Source organism: Flavobacterium aquicola, assembly GCF_003385115.1.
In the GTDB taxonomy this organism is placed as follows: domain Bacteria; phylum Bacteroidota; class Bacteroidia; order Flavobacteriales; family Flavobacteriaceae; genus Flavobacterium; species Flavobacterium aquicola.
In genome coordinates this window covers 489,586-508,949 of the sequence record NZ_QUNI01000003.1, presented here as the reverse complement: position 1 = coordinate 508,949, position 19,364 = coordinate 489,586, and the positions used below count along the sequence as shown (strand labels likewise).

Annotated in this window: 14 protein-coding genes; all 14 read right to left on the bottom strand. The window is 37.3% G+C overall.

Annotated elements, in window-relative coordinates:
• Positions 1–200: 200 nt before the first annotated feature.
• The 14 genes from C8P67_RS07340 to C8P67_RS07275 all read right to left on the bottom strand — a co-directional run bounded on the left by C8P67_RS07340 (position 201) and on the right by C8P67_RS07275 (position 19,331).
• Positions 201–1,025, bottom strand: coding sequence for a serine O-acetyltransferase (locus C8P67_RS07340; RefSeq protein ID WP_115811863.1), 825 nt, complete (start codon positions 1,023–1,025; stop codon positions 201–203).
• A 56-nt stretch (positions 1,026–1,081) separates the two neighbouring features.
• Entirely contained in the window at positions 1,082–2,344 is a 1,263-nt protein-coding gene (locus C8P67_RS07335) for a YeiH family protein (protein WP_115811854.1), read from the bottom strand.
• Positions 2,345–2,356: 12 nt separating this feature from the next.
• Positions 2,357–4,006 carry an arylsulfatase gene (locus tag C8P67_RS07330; RefSeq protein WP_115811852.1) on the bottom strand — a complete coding sequence of 550 codons (1,650 nt, stop codon included), beginning with the start codon at positions 4,004–4,006 and terminating at the stop codon, positions 2,357–2,359.
• A gap of 24 nt (positions 4,007–4,030) precedes the next feature.
• Positions 4,031–5,116, bottom strand: coding sequence for a formylglycine-generating enzyme family protein (locus C8P67_RS07325; protein ID WP_115811850.1), 1,086 nt, complete (start codon positions 5,114–5,116; stop codon positions 4,031–4,033).
• 260 nt (positions 5,117–5,376) lie between these two features.
• On the bottom strand, positions 5,377–6,990 hold the full coding sequence (locus C8P67_RS07320) for a sulfatase-like hydrolase/transferase (protein WP_115811848.1): 1,614 nt from the start codon (positions 6,988–6,990) through the stop codon (positions 5,377–5,379).
• A 14-nt stretch (positions 6,991–7,004) separates the two neighbouring features.
• On the bottom strand, positions 7,005–7,718 hold the full coding sequence (locus C8P67_RS07315; RefSeq protein ID WP_115811846.1) for a thioredoxin domain-containing protein: 714 nt from the start codon (positions 7,716–7,718) through the stop codon (positions 7,005–7,007).
• 13 nt (positions 7,719–7,731) lie between these two features.
• The gene (locus C8P67_RS07310; RefSeq protein ID WP_115811844.1) at positions 7,732–10,038 is read right to left on the bottom strand and encodes an arylsulfatase; all 2,307 of its coding nucleotides are present in this window, start codon (positions 10,036–10,038) and stop codon (positions 7,732–7,734) included.
• Positions 10,039–10,043: 5 nt separating this feature from the next.
• Positions 10,044–11,111 carry a sterol desaturase family protein gene (locus C8P67_RS07305; RefSeq protein WP_115811842.1) on the bottom strand — a complete coding sequence of 356 codons (1,068 nt, stop codon included), beginning with the start codon at positions 11,109–11,111 and terminating at the stop codon, positions 10,044–10,046.
• 66 nt (positions 11,112–11,177) lie between these two features.
• Positions 11,178–12,236 carry a sterol desaturase family protein gene (locus C8P67_RS07300; protein ID WP_115811840.1) on the bottom strand — a complete coding sequence of 353 codons (1,059 nt, stop codon included), beginning with the start codon at positions 12,234–12,236 and terminating at the stop codon, positions 11,178–11,180.
• Positions 12,237–12,479: 243 nt separating this feature from the next.
• On the bottom strand, positions 12,480–14,396 hold the full coding sequence (locus tag C8P67_RS07295) for an arylsulfatase (protein ID WP_115811838.1): 1,917 nt from the start codon (positions 14,394–14,396) through the stop codon (positions 12,480–12,482).
• Between the two features lie 309 nt (positions 14,397–14,705).
• The gene (locus tag C8P67_RS07290; RefSeq protein ID WP_115811836.1) at positions 14,706–15,299 is read right to left on the bottom strand and encodes a DUF1214 domain-containing protein; all 594 of its coding nucleotides are present in this window, start codon (positions 15,297–15,299) and stop codon (positions 14,706–14,708) included.
• 22 nt (positions 15,300–15,321) lie between these two features.
• The gene (locus C8P67_RS07285; RefSeq protein ID WP_115811834.1) at positions 15,322–15,873 is read right to left on the bottom strand and encodes a DUF1254 domain-containing protein; all 552 of its coding nucleotides are present in this window, start codon (positions 15,871–15,873) and stop codon (positions 15,322–15,324) included.
• A gap of 59 nt (positions 15,874–15,932) precedes the next feature.
• A complete protein-coding gene (locus tag C8P67_RS07280) occupies positions 15,933–17,840 on the bottom strand; it encodes an arylsulfatase (protein ID WP_115811832.1) in 1,908 nt (635 codons plus the stop codon).
• An 18-nt stretch (positions 17,841–17,858) separates the two neighbouring features.
• The gene (locus C8P67_RS07275; protein WP_115811830.1) at positions 17,859–19,331 is read right to left on the bottom strand and encodes a RagB/SusD family nutrient uptake outer membrane protein; all 1,473 of its coding nucleotides are present in this window, start codon (positions 19,329–19,331) and stop codon (positions 17,859–17,861) included.
• Between the last annotated feature and the right edge of the window lie 33 nt (positions 19,332–19,364).

Here is a 19,364-nt window from a genome sequence, read left to right as displayed (position 1 = left end):
ATTTTCACAGATTTTTTCCTAAAAATGCTCATCAGTATTACGCAATCTGTAGAATCCTTTAAAATCTGCTTAATCTGCGAGAAAAATTTTAGCACGCTGATTTCGCTGATTTTCACTGATATTTTAAAGTATTTACCAGTATTATTAATCTGTGAGAATCTTTTAAATCTGTGGCAAAATCTTCTTCATTACTCATTATTTCAAATCGAATAAAAAATAGGTTCTGGAAAAGGATTGTTATCCTTAATCTTTATTTCGTTTTTGTGATACACCACCGAGTTTGAAGGAATCGTATACGTCAGCCAGACATTTCCTCCTATAATAGAATCCCTTCCTACAGTAGTCTGTCCGCCAAGGATTGTACTATTGGCATAAATAATTACATTATCTTCAATCGTTGGGTGTCTTTTTACAGAGGCTTCTCCTTTTTTTACACTCAAGGCACCCAGCGTAACTCCCTGATATATCTGCACATTATTTCCAATGATTACTGTTTCGCCAATTACAATTCCTGTTCCGTGATCGATGGCAAAATCATTTCCTATTACAGCACCGGGATGAATTTCGATACTGGTTTTGCTATGCGCATATTCCGAAATAGTTCGTGCAAGAAGTTTCAAATCCTGCTGCCATATCTGATGCGAAAAACGGTAAATTGCTATAGCAAAAAAGCCCGGATAGGTATACAAAACTTCCTCTAGAGATTTTGCCGCCGGATCTTTTGCTAAAATAGTTTTAGCATCGTTTAGAGTCTGTTTATACAAACTTGGCAATGCATCGAAAAAAAATTTAGTCTGCTGCTGGCTTTTGTCATTTTTAGGTGTAAAATCCAACACCAACTCATTAAACAGCAATTCTAATTCTTTGAATTTATCCTGAATAATAGTCACATCCCCAAAAGATTTTGATGTATTTGAAAACAAAACAGAAAACAATTCATCTATAAAATGATGGATTAATTTCTTCTTTGGCAGAATCAATAAATCCTGATGCTGTTTGGCTATTTCCTGATAAAAAGAATTCATATTGGCTGCTTTTATATTTTAAACATCATTTAATTAATTATTCTTGAAATCATGATCTATTTGCCAAACAATAAAAAGGCAATCAAAAGCGTGATTACAATATTGAACAGCTGGGCTGTCAAAAAAGCGTACAATGGTTTTTTACTGTTATTATTAAACAAATCTTTAAAATTGGTTTCCAATCCAATGCTCGTAAAAGCCAAAGCAAACCAAAGTCCCTGAAGGTTCTTCAGACTATCTTTTACTGTATCTCTTGTTTCGGCTGGAATCAGAAAAGAAAAAACTAAAGAAGCTCCAATAAAACCAATCACAAACTTTGGAAAACGCTCCCAGATAACTCCTAAAGTTGGTTTGGCTACAACAGCATCCGATGATTTATTCTGGGCATATGTCCAATAAACAGATATTGCAAAAGCGGCTAATCCCAATAATACATTCTGCGAGAATTTCACGATTGTACTAATCTTTAAAGCTGTTTCTCCGACCAATGTCCCCGAAGCCACAACAGCTCCCGAAGTATCTATACTGCCACCGAGCCATGCTCCGGTAACTTCTTCTGCAAAATTGAAGTGCTTGGCAATAATTGGCATAAAAATCATCATTGGAATGGCTGTTACTAATACCATCGAAATAACGTATGACAATTTTTTTGAATCTCCTTTTATTGCTCCAGATGTTGCAATTGCTGCCGAAACACCGCAGATGGAAACGGCACTGGAAATCATTAAAGCTAATTCTTCGTCTACTTTTAACTTCTTACACACCCAAAAAGCAAAATACCAAACGGATAAAACAACTACAAGAGCCTGGATCAGCCCCAAAGAACCTGCCTTTAGTATATCTGAAAATATGACACTTGTTCCTAGTAAAACCAACCCGATTTTTACAAAAATTTCAGTTGACAGCGCAGTACGAAACCACTCTGGGAGTTTAAAAAGATTCCCTATAGACAATCCTATAATCAAGCTGAAAATAACAGCCTCCAAATTGAGCCCTTTGATTACAGTATTCCCCGCTATAATCAATGCCAAAACTGTTAACGCAAAAACTATAGGAAAGCCTAATAAAAATTTCTTAACCGATTTTCCAACCAAAAAAACACCAATAATTCCGATACCAAAAAAATAAAGAAATTGCAGGAAAAGCTCCTTTATGTTTTTAATGCTGAACACATCATTTTGTAAACTGGTGGTATTCGACCATTTGAAAACAGGAACTGACGGCAGATAAATAAAAAGCGAGATTCCAATTATCAAGAAGCCTAAGACTACTACTGCCCAATCTTCGTGTATAGTAAATTGTTTTGTTTGCTGTGACATTTTAAAAAAAAATTAATTTCTACTTGCAGCTGCTCCTGGAATATTTTCATTTCCCGGACTAATTTTACTAAACTCCACAACTCCTGTTTTATCTGCCCAAATAGCATAAGCACTAGAAAGCCTGTTAACAACATCTGGGTTAGCATCTGCAATATTCTGAGTTTCGCCTCTGTCCCTTTCCAGATCATACAGTTCCCACTTATATTTAGGATAAATAGAAACAATTTTCCATTTTCCATCTCGTACTGCTCTGTTTCCTGCTCTTTCCCAAAAAATAGGTTCTCCTCTATTGACTTCAGAATTGTTATCGAACAGTACTGGCAAAAGACTTTTTCCAGCCAATGGATTTGTTTTTACTCCGTTGTATTCTTTTGGATATTCAATTCCAGCCACTTCATAGAAAGTAGGTGCCAGATCAATGATGTGCCCTGTTCCTTTGTCAATTCTCCCGCCTTTTATTTTAGAAGGATACCAAGCTATAAAAGGAGAACTAAATCCACCTTCGTGCAAATCATTTTTATATTGAAGGTAAGGCGTATTTGATAATGATGCCCAATTCTGCTCCTGATAATCAAATGAACCCGAAGTACCTATTGGTCCGTCGTTTTTCACCAAACCTCTTTTGAGCGGATTATACGTATTGAAACCGCCCTGCGCTCCGTTATCAGAAATAAATACAATAATGGTATTTTGATCCTTCTTAAGGTCTTTCAGTTTCTTCAAAACCCTGCCTACATTTTGATCCATATTGTCTACCATAGCAGCATATACTTCCATTTTGACTTTCCAGAACTGCTTTTCGTCATAGGTTAGTTTGTCCCATTCCGGCACTTCTTCATCTCTTTTTGCTATGGTTTGATTAGGCAGAATAATTCCGTTTTCCTTTAATTTCTGGATTCGGTTTTCTCGCAGTACATCCCAGCCTTTATCAAATTTCCCTTTGTATTTAGCAATATCTTCCGGTTTTGCCTGCAATGGCCAATGCGGTGCTGTAAAAGCGAGATACAAGAAAAAAGGTTTGTTTTCTTTGTTTTGTTCTTCCAAAAATTCAACGGCATTTTTTCCTATCTCATCTGTAAAATAATAAGAATCCTGTTTTGGATTCAGTTTTTCATTATTTTTCAAAAGAGTAACCGGATATCCTTTTCCGAATGGAAGAGGATTAGTGTCAAAATAATTGGAAGCGCCTTTTAGGATTCCGTAAAACTTATCAAATCCTCTTTGGTTCGGCCATTGCGATTGGTCTTCGGAACCTACGTGCCATTTTCCAGATAACAAAGTGCTGTAACCACCGCTTCTAAAAACTTCTCCTAAAGTCAATGACTCTTTATTTAAATAACCCTGATAAGCCGGCAGACCTAAATTCACATCAAAATAACCCACACCCGCTTTGTGCTGGTACTGCCCTGTAAGCAGTGAAGCTCTAGTTGGCGCGCAGATGGAGTTATTATAAAACTCTCTCAATCGTAGTCCTTCCTTCGCCAGTCTGTCCAAATTCGGCGTGCTGATTTCCGATCCATAATTTCCTAAATCAGAATATCCCATGTCATCAACCAAAATCAAAATCACATTTGGTTTTGATGAATTACTAGCATTTTTATTTTGTGCCTGACCCACAACAGTAAATGCTATTAGAAAGTGCAGCAGTATAATTCTCTTCATTTTTATTTCTTTAAACACATTTTATTATTTATCCGTCACACAGCGAAATCCTAAGTGATTGCAGGCACTTGTCGTTTCTCCTTTTCCGCGGCTTCCCGCCACATATCGGATACAGTATTGATCGCTGCACAAATAAGAACCTCCTCTTTGAACGCGCTTTTCAACTCCTGGCTCTTCAGGATCATGACTCGTCGAAGGTCCGGTAGGGTTATTATCTGCACTGCTTTTATAATAATCATCTCGGTATAAATCGTTACACCATTCCCATACATTTCCCTCCAGATCATAAATTCCATATGGATTTTTTGGAAACGATTTTACGGGAGCTGCTCCTGCAAAACCGTCTTCGGCAGTATTATTATCCGGAAAAGATCCCTGAAAAATATTTGCTGGCCACTTCCCGTTTGGTTTGAGTTCCGTTCCCCAATAATACTTAGTAGAAGGTCTTCCTGCTCTGGCTGCAAATTCCCATTCGGCTTCCGTTGGAAGTCTTTTCCCTGCCCAGTCGGCATATGCTTTAGCATCCAGATAACTAACCTGCACTACAGGACTATTTTCTAAACCAATGATACTGCTTTTCGGTCCAGTAGGATGCTTCCAGCTGGCTCCCGGAACATACTGCCACCACTGCTGTATATTATCCAAAGCTACTTTTCCCGTTGGTGGTACAAATACTGCGGAACCCGGCACTAAATTTTCCAGCGGAACGCCTGGGTAATCCTTTGGATCTAATGGTCTTTCAGCAATGGTTACATAGTTAGTTTCCTTCACGAAAGCGGCAAACTGCGCATTTGTTACTTCATGCTCATCAATCCAATAGCCTTTTACTGTTACTTTATGAATAGGTTTTGCATCTGGATAATCATTAGTTCCCATATTAAATTCGCCTCCGGCAATCCATACCATTTCAGATACAGAGCTGGTCTTATTTCCCTTAGAAACTGAATTAAGTGATTGCAGCAACAATGCTTTTTTGGATGTATTTGCCTTGCACATAGCTTGGCAGCTAGTTTCTGTAACAGCGGCTAATGTTTTATTTTCCTGACTATAAACTGATAAAAAACCTGTAAAACCAACTGCAGCAATTAAACTATATATATACTTATTCATGATATGTAAACTCAAAATAATCTGGAATTTATTCTATAAAAAAAATTAATAATTAAAAATCAGCAACAATAACAATACATAAGGCAAGGAATACCAAATGCCAACAAACCTTGCCTTTTCTCTAAAGAGATGTATTGAATTGCCATAATTTTTATCATGTTTAAGCAGAATTTAAATTCTACTTATTCCATAGAACAAAGATATATTAAATATACAGACTTCCAAATTTTAAATTATTTTTTTTTGTAAGAAAATTAAAATTACAAATCCACAAAATATTTTTGCGCCCCAAAATCAAACTCATAATAGGTCAAATTCGGCCATAAAGGCTTCACCAAATCTTTCTCCCAATTTTGCAAAGCGATTTGTAATTCCTTGACTTTTTCCGGATTTTTTGAAGCTAAATCAGTTGATTCAGATTTGTCATTAACCAAATTATAAAGCCATTGCTCATGCGTTTTTCCACTGATGATTAATTTCCAGTCGCCGCTTCGAATAGCTTTCGCATCTCCGGAACGCCAATACAGATTTTGATGTGCTGTTTTATTATTATTGACAGTACTGACTAAATCTACACCATCATATACCCTGTCTGATGGCAATTTTGAATGTATCGCCGCCGCAATCGTGCTAAAAATATCCAGCGAAATAACCGGCGTTTTATAAACTGTATTTGGCTTAATCTTTCCTTTCCATGACAAAGCAAACGGTACATTGATTCCGCCTTCAAAATGCGAAAACTTACCGCCTTTTAACGGTGCGTTTGTAGTGGCAAAAGTATAATCGGCACCTCCGTTATCACTTGCAAAGAAGATAAGTGTATTTTCTTCTAGACCTTCCTTTTTTACCTTCTCTCTAATTCGCCCGACGGCATCATCCAGTGCACTAATCATAGCAAAATACACCCGTTTGTTTTCGTCTTTTTCATTAGGAAAGCGGTCATAGTACTTTTTGCGAACCTGAAAAGGAGTATGCGGCGCATTAAAAGGAACATAAAGCAGGAATGGTTTCGTTTTATTCTTATCGATAAAAGTTTCTGCTTCCTCAGCAAACTTCTCGGTTAAATAGGCCTTCTCGTCTATAATTGTATTACCGCGGCGAATCTGTCCAATTCCAACACGGCCATTTCCCCAAATCATTTTATCGGTAAAATCTTTATGATGATGATTGATAATATCCGGATTATCATCTTCGGGAGCAAAAAGTGAAAACGCCTGATAAAATCCATAATGATAATCGAAACCTCTGTCCAATGGAAAGAAACCTTTGTTATGTCCCAAATGCCATTTTCCAATAATACCAGTGCTGTACCCCTCTTTTTTGGCTAAATCTGCAAAAGTAATCTCAGATTGGGGCAGTCCCTGAGTTGCTATTGAAGCTTCATTGGGATATTCAATTTTTGGATTTAAATTCCAATTATTGGTATTGATTAAATATTTGAAACCATAATATTCCAAGTTGTTTTTTGGATAACGGTCGCCCGGCTGGAATTCATGACCAAATCGTTCCTGATAACGTCCAGTAAGCAATCCCGCTCTTGAAGGCGAACAAATTGGAGCCGAAACATATCCATTAGTAAAAGTAACTCCCGAAGCTGCCAAAGCATCTATTTGAGGAGTTGGTGTGGATTTTCCACCGTAGAGCGAAATATCATATTTCCCTAAATCATCGGCCAATAAAATAATGATATTGGGTTTCTTTTGAACAGAAGAATCTTTTGAATCCAAAAATTGCTTTTTGCCTTCGGCTAGTTTTTTATCGGGCAGAATCAAGGTTCCATCTGTATTTATTGGATAAAATAAAAACACGGCAGCAACTGAAATTACCCCAAGAATTGAAAAAACTATTTTTTTATTTACTTTAAATCGTGCCATCTTTTTGATTTTTTTTAATGAGCCAAAGCAACATCAACATCTTTTTTCAAATCGGCTGCACCGTCTTTTTTGAAAACGATTTTACCGTTTTGGTACAAAATCAAAGTTGGAAAGACCTTTACTGTTTTCAAATCGGCGATAACCTGCGGATTGTCTTCTAAATCAATTTCGACTATTTTTAAGTTTGTCCCATATTCAGCTCTAATCGTTTCCAAAACAGGTTTTACTATTTTACAGCCAGCACAATAACGTGACCCAATATCTACTAAAACTGTTTTGTTATCGGCTATAATTTTATTGTATTCTGCTACAGTCAATTTACTTTTTGAATTGGCATAAAATGGCTTCCCGTTACCAATCCAATTTGCAATTCCACCTTCCAGACTATAAGCTTCTTTAAAACCTTTTTTTAATAAATCGTCTGCAAGCCACACGCTTCTTCCCGCTCCGATAGAATAGGTAAATACTGGTCTTGACTTATCCAAAGCGGCAATACGCTGGGCATAATCTTTGGATTCCAAATTGAAATTTACTGCTCCGTTAATATGGTTTAAAGCAAATTCCTCAGGACCTCGGGCATCTATTATCTGCGGATTCTTCTCACTTTGAATTTTGGCATAATAAACGTCTAATGAGACTGTATTTGAGCTTTTATTTTGAGCTAAGCCAGCAATTGTGATTAAAAATACAATTGCTGTGATACTGTTTTTGATTATTTTATTTTTCATATTTTATTAAAGATTATATCCCTTGTATTATTACTTTTTGCAATTTCCCTGTAAAATCAAACGGCACTTTGTACTGCTCGTCATCAACCGGCGTATTCGAATCTTTTCCGACATCCAATCCTTCATCATAAGTAACAAACAAGAGCGGACCTGATTTTTTAACAGCAGTTTCAGCTGTTTTTTCACCATTAATAAATAATTGAAACTGCCCGTCTGGTGATGCAGCCGAACCAGCTGTATAACTAAACTTCAGCTCATTTTTACCTGTCGGAATGTTTTTATCAGAAGTAAGATGTATTCTTTTGATTCCATCTGTATAAGACAAATGCAGTTTGTTGCTTTTCACATACAAACTAACGCCGCCAAATCGGCCGCCGCTAGCCAGTAAAACACCTTCTGCTCCATTTGCAGCTGCTTCGGTTACAGCGGTTACTGAATATGAATTAAAATTTAATGACGGCGAACCCGGTGCATACAGCTGGCCTGCTCCTGGATATAATACATAACTGTTTTTGCCTAGGGCACCTGAAACAAATCTAAAAGCACTCTGCGAACGGCTGTCCTTAAGCGGATACACGTTGTATTTCAAAGCGTCACTTTCAAACAAAGCTTTTAATTCGGCTAGCTTTTCTGGATTTTTTGCTGCCAGATTATTTGTCTCTGTCCAATCTTCATTCAAATTATACAATTCCCATTTGTCAGCAGCGAAGTCTTTATCGGCTGTTTTGTTTTCACTGTGACTTGCAGCAGCTTTCCAGCCGTCTTTATAAATAGACCGGTTACCAAATATTTCATAATACTGCTGCGTATGTTTTGAAACCGCTTTGGCATCATTGACAGAATTTGCCAGACTTACCCCTTGAATTTCATCTTGTTTGTAACCGTTGATCTGTTCCGGAATTTTAACTCCTGTCAATTCTACTGTCGTTGGCAAAAGATCAATTACGTGTCCATACTGTGTGCGTATTCCTCCTTTTTCTTTAATTCCGTTAGGATACGAAATAATAAGTGGATTGTGAGTTCCTCCTTCTGTCTGCGCATCACTTTTCCAATGGTGAAAAGGAGCATTTGCTGCAAGCGCCCATCCAAGCGGATAATTTGGCGAAGAATATTCGGTACCAATTTTATCGATATTTTTTTCGATTTCTTCTAAATTTTCAGAAGCATTAAAAATAGCGCTTAATCCTAAACTTGTTCCGTTATAAGTTCCTTCTTTACTGGCTCCGTTGTCGCCAATTACAACTACAATTATGGTATTATCCAGCTGGTTAATCTGTTTCAGATAATCAACAACGCGTCCGATTTCGTGATCTGTGTGGGACAAAAATCCTGCATAAACTTCAAAAAATCGTGCATACACCTTTTTTTGCTGCGGTGTTAAAGTATTCCAGGCAACAATATCATCATTCCGTTTTGCTAATTTTGTTCCTGCAGGCAGTAATCCTAATTTTTGCTGACGGGCAAAGACTTCTTCTCTGTACCAATCCCATCCTTTATCAAATTTTCCTTTGTATTTATCAGACCATTCTTTCGCAACCTGGTGGGGACCATGAGTTGCGCCTGGCGCTAAGTATAAAAAGAAAGGCTTTTCAGGTGATAATGACTTTTGATTAGCAATATAATTAATAGCTTTGTCAGCTAATAATTCTGTCAGGTGTTTGCTGTTTGGTTCAATGTCAATTTTTTCGACACCATTCCATAACTGCGGATGCCACTGATCAGTTTCGCCTCCCAAAAATCCGTAGAAACGCTCAAAACCTCTTCCGGTTGGCCAACGGTTAAATGGTCCTTTGGCTGTAGCATCTTCAACAGGAGTCAAATGCCATTTGCCTAGAGCAAAGGTATTGTACCCATTTTCTTTGAATATTTCAGCTACTGTTCCTGCTTCAAGAGGAATGCGGCCGTTGTATCCCGGAGTTTCAATTGCATTTTCGGTAAACGATCCCATACTTACAGCATGAGAATTTCTGCCCGTAAGCAAAGCGGCTCTAGTAGGAGCGCAAATTCCTGTTGTATGGAAATTGGTATATTTCAGTCCATTACTCGCTAAAGCATCAAATGTCGGTGTTTCAATGAGTCCTCCAAAAGCACTTGATGCGCCAAAACCTACATCATCCAATAAAATCCAAACTACATTCGGCGCATTAGCGGGAGCTTTTATACTTTCTGGTTTCCAAGTTTGAGTTTCTTTTTCAGTTTTTCCTAGTTTTCCTTTAAATGATTGTCTAGGGTCGCTTTGAGCTATCGATATTTGGCTTACGCCAAAAACCAAAACAGCCGTCGTTTTGATACTATTTTTTAATATTTTAATTTTCTTCATGATTTTTAAGATTGAACTTGTTCATATACATTTGAATCTACAAGTACAGTTTCCTTTTTTTGAGAAACTGGTATAGACAGAACGCCTTCAGCCAAAGCGCTTCCTTCTTTTTTAGATTTGAATATCGGCCAAAGAAACTGTGCATACCACTCTTCCTGCTTATAAGATCTGATTCCGTATGATTTTGGAAATTTGCGAGTAATTAAACCTGTTCCGAAAATTATATCCCAAATGAAAAACATATTCCCAAAGTTGCCTTTGAAATTTCCGATTCCGTCACCGCTCGTATCGGCATGATGCGCATGATGTGTAGCTGGAGTAGATATTAAACGTTCCAAAACCCAAGCAATTGGATGCAGTACTTTGTACTTATAAAAAGGTTTGTCCCAAGCTATGCTCGAATGAGCCCCAATAATTATTATACTTTTTAAAACTCCAACAAACAAAGCGGGCAGTCCTAATCCTAAATAAACTAAAGTGGCTGTTAAGTAAATTTGAGAGAAAAAAACAGTGTAAATAAAGTTTTGTCTATTCAGCATGGCTATTCCCATGTATGGAGCTGAATGATGAGTTCTATGAAAACGCCATAAAAAAGGCACCTGATGATGCAGACGGTGGTACCAATACTGCGTTAAATCATCGGCAACGGCAATCAAAAAAAAGCCTCCCCAAAACGGAACCCATGAAAGTGTGTTTGCAAAATTTGGAAACAAAACCGGTAAAAGTGTTAAGCTAAAAAAAGCAATAACAGGCGGAAAAATTAATTTTGGAGCTAAAAAAGAAACAATATCAATTTTGCGTTCTTCCCCTGTCCATTCATCATCATATAAACCTGCTGCAAATTCGATAATTCCAATAACTATCATAAAAACTGGCAGTCCCCAAGTTTGTAAGTTGGCAAAAACAGGTTTTGCAAATTCTAAAAAGGATGGTAACGTAAGATGTGATTCACTTACAATTCCATTATTTAATTTAAAATAAAGATAAATCGCCAAAACCGGCAAAGTATAAATTAATAAACTAATACTTAAATCTCTCTTTAATGTTTTTTGTGTTTTCGAACTTAATGCCATGATTTCTTATTTTAAAAAACAGAGCTATCAAACTGAATGTTTAATAACTCTGAATATGTTTATTTTTTACGATTGAACTGGTTCGTAAATGTTTTTATTTGTTGAAACAGTCTCTCCTTTTTGAGAAACCGGCAGAGAAAGAACTCCATCAGCCAAAGGGCTTCCTTCAATTTTAGATTTGAATATCGGCCAAAGAAACTGTGCCTGCCATTCCTCGCTTTTGTATGTTTTAGTTCCATATGATTCAGGGAATTTACGAGTGATTAAACCTGTTCCGAACATTACGTCCCATAGGAAAAACATGTTTCCAAAGTTGCCTTTAAAATGTCCTACACCATCTCCGCTGGTATCAGCATGATGCGCGTGATGTGTTGCAGGAGTCGAAATTAGGCGTTCCAAAACCCACGCAATTGGATGTAAAATTCTGTATTTGTAAAAAGGTTTGTCCCAAGCAAGACTGGAATGCGCTCCCAAAGTGATAAAACTTTTCACTACCAAAACAAATAAGGCCGGAAGTCCCAATCCCAAATACGTCAATGTAGCCGTTAAGTAAATTTGGGAGAAAAACACCGTGTAAATGAAGTTTTGTCTTGACGCCATTGCCATTCCCATGTACGGAGCTGAATGATGAGTTCTATGAAAACGCCATAAAAAAGGTACTTGATGATGTAAACGGTGGTACCAGTACTGCGTTAAATCATCGGCAATGGCAATCAGGAAAAAGCCTCCCCAAAAAGGAACCCAAGAAAGCGTATTAGCCAGATTTGGAATCAAATAAGGCAGTACCGTTAAGCTAAAATAAGCTGTTACTGGCGGCAGAAGTAATTTAGGAGCCAAAAAACAAATAATATCTATTTTACGCTCTCTTCCTGTCCATTGGTCATCATATAAACCTGCGCCAAACTCGATAATACCTAAAACAATCGCAAATACAATTAATCCCCAGCTTCTTATATTGGTAAAAACAGGCTGGAGAAATTCTAAGTACGATGGTAAGGTAAGATGTGATTCTGCAGCTATACCATTATTTAATTTAAAATAAAGGTAGATTGCCAAAACCGGCAAGGTGTAAATAAATAGACTGATGCCTAAATCTCTTTTTAATTTTGTTTTATCTAATGCCATGATTCCTTATTTTAAAAGTTGATTTACTAATGCTAAACCGCCTGCTAAAATGAGCAGCGGCACAAAAAAGACAATCAGTCCTACGATAATCTTCTTTCCTATTATTTGAAAATCTATTAGTTTCATTTTTTTTATTTTAATGATTAGTGTATAACAATTAATCAGAATCAAAAATGAAAATATCACTCCTTTCTTCCGATTAGACCTAACAGGTTTTAAAAACCTGCTAGGTCTCCAATCTAATTAATTACTGCTTCCTGCCTGAGTTGCTTTATGAATCAGTTCCTGAAGATTTTGATTTTTGTCTCCTGTAGGATTGTGTATTTTTCTTCCTAATACATCCTGCCAGTCGATTAATGGATAAACATTATTCTCTTTGGCCTGCTCCTCGAACAGTTTTTTAAGTTCTTCCAATTTTTCAGGGTATTTTTTAGCCAAATTATTGCGCTCGTTAAAATCTTCGTTCAGGTTGTATAATTCCCAAACATCAGTGTCAAAATTGCTTGGTGACGGTACTTGATTTTTGCCAGCAGCACTTGGAGAAGTAAAAGGATTTGCATGTGCTGCAGCCGCTTTCCATCCGTCTTTGTAGATAGCTCTGTTTCCGAAGATATAGTAATACTGCACTTTATGTAATGATTCGGCTTTAGCATCATTTAAAGAAGCATATAAAGACGAACCCTGAATAATATCCTGCTTAATTTCTTTGATTGTTTCAGGTGCTTTGATTCCTGCAATATCCAGCGTAGTAGGAAGAATATCTGTTACGTGGCTGTATTGATTTCTGATTCCTCCTTTATCTTTAATTCCTTTTGGATAAAAAACAATCAGCGGATTACGCGTTCCGCCTTCTGACTGTGCGTCTTGTTTCCAGTTTTTGAACGGTGCATTCGTAGCCTGTGCCCAGCCTAACGGATAATTTGTATTCAACCCTTTTGCAGTACCAATCTCTCCAATTTTAGCCAAATTAGACTGAAGATTTTGCTCATCAGTAACTCCCTGAGAAAAAAGACTCTGGCTGATTGTACCTACCTGACTACCTTCTTTACTAGCTCCGTTATCACCAATGGCAACAAAAATCAAAGTGTTATCTAATTGATTGGTTTCTTTCAGATAATTTACAACTCTTCCAATTTCGTGGTCTGTGTATGTAAGGTATCCTGCATAGACTTCCATAAATCTGGCGTATACTTTCTTTTGGTCCGGAGATAATTTTTTCCATTCTCCAATAATTGGATTACGTTCTGGCAATACAGCATTAGCAGGTATTACACCCAATTTCTTTTGGTTTGCTAATACTTTTTCACGGTAAACATCCCAGCCTTCGTCAAATTTTCCTTTATAGGCATCGCTCCAAGAAGCTTCCACTTGATGCGGTGCATGAGCTGCTCCCGGTGCATAGTACAAAAAGAATGGTTTTCCAGGTGCTGCTTTTTGCTGTTTAGTAATATAACTAATCGCTTTGTCTGTAATCAGTTCATTTAAATGGCGTCCATCAGACTTGATATGTGTCTGATCTTCTACCAAATCCGGGTTGTACTGATCGGTCTGAGAACCTAAGAAACCATAAAAGTGATCGAATCCTTTTCCGGTTGGCCATCTGTCGAATGGACCAGCATCAGTAGCATCTTCATCTGGTGTAACGCCATATTTACCTACTGCAAAAGTGTTGTATCCATTCTCTCTTAAAATCTCGGCAATTGTACCTTTATCAGATGGAATTCTTCCGTCCCAGCCTGGGAAACCTGCTGATAAAATGGTGTGTGAAAATCCGCTGACATGAACTCTTCCTGAATTTCTTCCTGTCAATAATGCTGCACGTGTTGGCGCACAAATTGCTGTCGTATGAAAGTTGGTATAACGCAGTCCGTTATTTGCAAGAGCATCAAAAGTTGGTGTTTCGATTAAACCTCCAAAAGAACTTGAAGCTCCAAAACCCACGTCATCAAGCAATATCCAGACAATGTTAGGAGCACCTTTTGGAGCTTTTACAGGCTCTGGCCAATATTCTTTGGATTCAGCTAATGTTTTACCAATAACTCCATTATAATCGGCGTCCGGCTTATTTTGTGAAATACCCAGCTGGGCAGCGAGTAAAGCTGTAAATAAAAATCCTTTCTGGGGAGTTTTCAGCTTTGTGTTAAGTTTAAATTTTTTCATGGTTTTGTTTGTTATAGATTATTAGTAAACCCACTTCCGGGCTGTTGTTTCATTAATTTTAGGCAATCAGATATTTTAATTTAATTAATCCTATAGATTTAGTATAATTTTAAATAATAAATTTACGGCAACTTTAAAAAATATAGAACAATAACAGCTGTTGTTAATTTATTTTTTAGCGGTGAATTTTAGTGCTTTTCCAAAAAACGAATTATAGAAAAGACCCCCATCAAAACCAATAAGAGAAACAGATAACCAATTGTCCAAATAGATTTCATTTTCTTCGATTTCAAGGTTGATTCTTTAAAACTACTTTACCTTTTGAATTATCGGAAGACTTTCCTTATTCAAATTATTTCTAAGTTCATCTGATGGCTGATACAATCGTATCACCAAACCTATTTTTTGAGCTCCGGCCGTCGGAAGCCAATTGGAATCTTTCTTAACAGCTGATAAGTTTATTTTATAAGAAGTACTGTCTTTTTCATATTTTACATCCTCAAAATTGTAACTGTATTTCTCAACAGGATTTTTTATCAAAAAGCCATCCTGATCATACGCTGTAATACTCCAATATCTGGCATCGAATTTTTTCCCGCTTATAACGTAATCTGATTTTGGATCAATCACGTTCCCATCGCTGTCTGTACTTGTGTTCAGATAAATCACTTCTTTCTTTGTCAATGGATAAGTCGCATAAACTGATATTTGTGCTATCGACAATAAATCGGCGTTATTTACATCTTTGTCTTTTCCTATAGTCTGCCAGTTTCCTATGTTGTCCTGTGAACTGTTTTTCCAAGTCCGAATACTGTAAACAGCACTCCCAATCCCCGCAGCTATTGCTGCAATTACGGATAAAGACAAGATAATACGTTTTTGTGTTTTTGTATTTAAAGCCATTTTGAATGTTTTTAAGTTAAAATTATTCAGCTAATTTTTCTGCTTTAACACTGTGCTGTAAATCGACAAGTGTATTAAACGGATATGCTTTTGATATTAAATAGCGAAACAATATCAATCCGCTTGCAGTTGGGCTGTAAATTATTTTTTCTTTCGGAATATCTTTCAGCAAAGCAGAAGTACTTCCTTCTTCAGCCAAATAATATTCAAAATTACCATCAGCCTGACTGTCATTTGCAACAAAAAAATTAGTTGTATTAGATTGATAAGCTGCTATAGACCAATAAGTAGAATCTGGAACTTTTCCTGTAATTTTTAAAACACTGTCCTTAATATCGTAATTGATAGAAGAATATAAAAAATCAGGATTAGGCAGAGGAACTACCCTGTTATTTTCCGGCGAAGGTCTTTTTGCAAATCTCAAAGTATTAACATCAGGACTTCTTTGCGATGCAATTTTATTTTGCACATAATAAGGCGTAACCCAAATCGTGAGGTAGTAAAAAACTACCGCTAACAGAACGACAGCTACTCCGTAGATACCTTTTCTTGTTATGTTTTTTGTTGTTGACATATCTTATTTTTTTAAATTTCAGAGCTGTCGAATTTAAATTCTACAGCTCTAAAACAGTTTTACTTATTTGCTTTGTACAGTAATTCTACAGCAGACTGTCCTTCTGTAGCCTGTGTTCTGTGTATTTTTCTTTGGTAAACATCCGACCAGTCAATTAATGGATACAGATTGTTTTTCTTAGCCTGTTCATCAAACAGTTTCTTCAATTCAGCTAGTTTTTCAGGATATTTCTTAGCCAGATCTTTTCTTTCGTTGAAATCTTCATTGATATTGTATAATTCCCAAACATCTTTGTCAAAATCAGCATTCAAAACATTTGCTTTTGTTTTATCATTCAATGCCTCTTTCACTTCGATTGAGTTTGGATGATGTGCTGCTGCCGCTTTCCAGCCATCATTGTAAATTGATCTGGCTCCAAAAATGTAATAGTGCTGGATTTTATGAGACGAAACCACTTTGACATCATTCAAAGAATTATAAAATGAATAGCCCTGAATGGTATCCTGTTTAATTTCTCTGATAGATTCTGGTGCTTTCACCCCAACAACATCAAGAGTAGTCGGAAGGATATCAATTACATGGCTGTACTGATTTCTGATACCGCCTTTCTCTTTAATACCTTTTGGATAATAAACAATCAGTGGATTGTGCGTTCCACCTTCAGAATTAGCATCCTGTTTCCAAGATTTAAAAGGCGTGTTCGTTGCTTGTGCCCAGCCCAAAGGATAATTTGCATAAGTTTGAGGAGTTCCAATTTCGCCAATTCGGTTTAAATTATTCTGGAAAACCTGTTCTTCAGTTTCTCCGGCTACATAAGTCTGTCTGTTAACTGCTCCCTGCAATGTCCCTTCTTTACTGGCTCCGTTGTCACCTATTAAAACAAAAACAACAGTATTATCCAATTGATTACTCTCTTTCAGATAATTAACCAATCTTCCAATTTCATAATCAGTATACGTTAAATATCCGGCATATACTTCCATGAATTTCGAATATACTTTCTTTTGATCCGCTGTTAGTTTTTTCCAGTCAGCAATAAGCGAATTACGTTCAGGCAGTTCGGCATTGGCAGGAATAACTCCTAATTTCTTTTGATTGGCCAATGTTTTTTCGCGGTAAGCGTCCCAGCCATCATCAAATTTTCCTTTGTAAGCATCACTCCATTTTGCTGCTACCTGATGCGGTGCATGAACTGCTGCAGGAGAATAATACAAAAAGAATGGTTTTCCCGGAGCGGCTTTTTGCTGTTTTGTAATATAACTGATTGCTTTATCAGTAATCTGTTCGCTCAGGTGTCTTCCGTCCGGCGTAATGTGTGCCTGATCTTCTATCAGATCCGGTTTATACTGATCTGTTGCCGACCCTAAAAAACCAAAGAAATGATCGAAACCTTTACCAGTCGGCCATCTGTCAAACGGTCCTGCATCTGTGGCATCTTCATCTGGAGTTATACCATATTTGCCTACGCCAAAAGTGTTGTATCCTTTGTCACGCAAAATCTCGGCAATTGTTCCGTTTTTTGAAGGCAGTCTTCCATCCCAGCCCGGAAATCCCGCAGACATAATTGTATGTGAGAATCCGCCAACATGGACCTTATGAGAATTACTTCCTGTCAATAAAGCAGAGCGTGTAGGAGCACAAATAGCTGTAGTGTGAAAATTAGTATATCTCAGTCCATTGTTGGCAAGACTCTCTAGTACTGGTGTATCTATCAGCCCTCCAAAAGCACTTGACGCTCCATATCCTACATCATCTAAAACAATCCAGACAACATTCGGCGCGCCTTTTGGTGCTGTAACCGGTTCAGGCCAATACTCTTTTGATTCTGCCAATGTTTTACCGATAACTCCCTTGTAATCAGCATCGGGTTTGTTTTGGGCAAAGCCAAATTGAGCCACAAGCAAAGCGGTAATCAAAAGCCCTTTCTGCGGGCTTTTGATAGTACTATTGTATTTGTTTTTTTTCATCTTTTGAAACTTAAAAGATTAATAACCTGGATTCTGAGGCAACCCTACAGGATCTATATTTCGCTCACTCTGAGGAATTGGGTACAAATTATTTCTTTCAGAAACAGAGTTTTTTGCTGTTACTTTTTTGATTTCGGTAACCAAAGTTCCCCAGCGTACCAAATCAAACCATCTTTGTCCTTCCTGCACAAATTCTTTTTTGCGTTCTTCTCGAATGGCATCTCTTAATTGAGCAGTTGTAAGACCAACTAAGTCTACTGTTACATCCGGTGTTGAGATTGCTTTTCCAAAAGCTCTTCTTCTTACCTGATTCACAAGTTCATGAGCTTCTAAAGTTGCTCCGTCTTTTTCATTAATAGCTTCTGCAAGTGACAATAAAATATCAGCATAGCGGATTAATGGGAAGTTGATCGCCACATTTCCCGGTGTTGCTAAATTTGTCAAATCAAGATATTTGCTAAAAATTGGCTTTGGGAAAGTATACAATGTTCCCGTGGCTGGATTCAATAATTGCTTTTTATAAGTCACATCTCTTCTGGTATCCTCTGCATCATAAATGTCATAAAACAAAGCTACATCCGAAATAATATCAGCTGGTTCTGTTGCAGTGAATCCAGTAAATGAAGTCGCTTGAAAAGTACTTCCGCTGGAACCGTTTCCTGCCTGATTCCTTTCGAACTGAACAGAAAAAATATGTTCTTTCCCATTCTTTTTTGCTTTATTGAATATATCCCCAAAATTTTCAAATAATGCATATCCGTAACCTCCATTGATAACTTCTTTAGCTTTAAGAATAGCATTTGGCCAATCTTTTCTAGTCAGATAGACTTTTGTCAAAATCGCTTTTGCAGCTCCCGAAGTGGCACGTCCGGCTTCATTCGCAGGATAAGCAGCAGGCAGGCTTTCTGCAGCTGTTAAATCTAAAATAATCTGTGCATAAACAGCATCTACCGTGGCTCTTTTTGATTTTAGACTTTCTACATCAATCGAAGTCGGCTCGTGTAAAACTATTGGCACACCGCCCCATAGACGAACTGCCTGAAAGTACAGCAGTCCGCGGATGAATTTTGCTTCGTTTATCAGTCGTGTTTTTACAGCATCGGTACCTGCTACTTTTGGAATATTATCAATTGCCACATTGGCTCTGTTTATTCCGGCATAAATTTGGCGCCAAGCTACCTGAACACGGTCTGAAGTGGCATCATGAGTCAAACTGCTCAATGCTCTTACCTGAGGATTTGTAGCCGAAACTCCTGCTGCAGCATAATCGGAAGCCATATCGGTAAGGAAATAAAGGTTTCTTCCGAATAAACTCTGCTCTCCCGGATCAAGACTCAAAGAAGCGTACACTGCAGTTACACTGGCAACAGCATCATCCTGAGTTATAAAAAAATTATTTTCGGTTGTAAAAGAGGTTGGTGTGACCTCCAAGTCGGTGCACGATACAAACAGACCCGCACTTAATATGAATGTTATTATTATCTTTTTCATCTTTTGCTATTTTATTATTTTAATTGGCCACAT